1 protein-coding gene and 1 pseudogene are annotated in these 1741 nt (G+C 41.4%); both read right to left on the reverse strand.

Features of this window, described 5'->3' with window-relative positions:
* Positions 1-131 precede the first annotated feature (131 nt).
* The gene (locus CBG25_RS13155) at positions 132-878 is read right to left on the reverse strand and encodes a hypothetical protein (protein WP_290607165.1); all 747 of its coding nucleotides are present in this window, start codon (positions 876-878) and stop codon (positions 132-134) included.
* Positions 879-1291: 413 nt separating this feature from the next.
* A pseudogene (locus CBG25_RS21450) lies at positions 1292-1540 on the reverse strand (hypothetical protein); the annotation flags it as partial.
* Positions 1541-1741: the final 201 nt, after the last annotated feature.

Consider the following 1741-nt stretch of genomic DNA (forward strand, 5'->3'; position numbering starts at 1 on the left):
GATTAGTGGACAAAGTTATCGGTTAAAAGACAAGCTAAAAAGCGGTCAGCTACATAAAAAATTGAAAGCGGAACTGAGCGAGTAAATTAAAGGGGGTGGATCAGTTTTACTTTAGCAAAGTGGATCAGAATTCAATTGGCATTGACAGCATCGCGTTGGGTCGCAGCCTGTACGGCGTTATCTGTTAATTGCTGAGTGACGGTTGATAACCGTTTCTGCTCGCTTTCAACTGCGTTTAAAGCGCTTTTCGCCAGTTCAACGTCCATACACATCCCACGGCGATTAATTTTTTGGTCTAACTGCCATAACGTTGTTTCATTAAAATTCATATTCCAGCGCGGTAAATGTTGATAAATCTCGCGCATGGCTAAAATATCAGAGCCAGCGTATTGCTTAAAACGTTGCCATTCTTCATAATGTGTTAACGCCGTGGCGCGTTGTATTTTGCTATTCTTAGGGCGCGGTTTGCAAAATAAAGAGATAAGGGCTTTACCTTCTTTATCTTTGGCTTTATCGCTATTGACGTTGAAGATATCGCAAAGCGAACCAAGCGCACCGGGTAGGCTATGTGCCAGAGCTTGTGTCAGGGTATCGTGAACGCGGGATAACGGTAAGTCGATATTTAACACTTTGCTTAAAATCACCGTATCAAACATCCCCCCATTATGCCAAACGGTTAAAATCTCTGGGTCATCAAGATAGGCTTTTAAATCTGTGGGCATCGTTTTATCTTGTGTCACATCCCAGACCTTGACAGGGGTGTGATTGTAAGCATAAGCAAAAAGTAATATTTCTGCATTTTCAGCATAGCGATGCGTGCCACAATTAATCGGGATATCGCTGTAGGTTTCTAAATCACAAAATAGTAAACGGGGCATAACCATCCTTATCAGGCCGTAACGGAAAAACGCCCCATTTTAGGGTGATACCACTGACTACCACGTTTCTCAGATTCAAGCATCATCTTATCCAGCGCGTATTTAAATGCATCTTCCTCAACTACCGACATTTGGGTAATCTGTCCGCCTGGTGCAACATGGGGCACTTTTTTATAAGGCACATTCCACGCCATCACTAACTGGCGACATTTCGTATCGCTTAAGCCATATTTTGTTTTAAGATAGCTATAGCCTTGGAAACCCTCGGGTATTGTGCCTTGTTTGATGTGCTCGATTTCTTCCGAGACTTGTTCTACCTGATGCTCTATATTCTTTAACCGTCGCTCCTGTGCAACGTTAGCTAATGCCATTGCTGCGATAATTTCATTGGCGCTTTGTGGTTTACTTTGCTGCTCCAGTTTATCAATCAGTGAACGGCGAACCGCTTTAGATTCACGCGCGGCAACGCGGAGCGCTTGCTTAAGCGTCATTTCAATAATTTCTGATTCCGTGTTGTTCATTTTTTGCACTACACTTTTTGTGTAGTACTCTCCTTCAAGCTCATCCTTAATTTTTTCAATAAATTTGTTGTTTCTAATTGGTGGTTCGCCATGTTCTTTTCGTGTTTCGTTGACCATTAGCAGTAATTGTTGCGAGTCAATCGTTTCATTAAACTAGTTGCTGAATAGAGACTTGCATTTTTTGTCACGCTATTGAGAATAAAAAGAGGTTTAACTTAGAGAATAAAGGTTTGAAATGATCAACAAAGAGCGGCTGTTACGAGATAATCGTTTATGTAAAGCAATCATTGGATTATCAGTCGAAGAATTGAAAAATTTAGCCGCTGAATTTTCAGCTTGTTA

It is taken from the genome of Arsenophonus sp. ENCA, from assembly GCF_002287155.1.
GTDB classification, from domain to species: Bacteria; Pseudomonadota; Gammaproteobacteria; order Enterobacterales; family Enterobacteriaceae; genus Arsenophonus; species Arsenophonus nilaparvatae.

Coding starts and splice junctions, on each gene's coding strand:
- CBG25_RS13155 (WP_290607165.1), bottom strand. CDS start 878: ATGCCCCGTTTACTATTTTGTGATTTAGAAACCTACAGCGATATCCCG.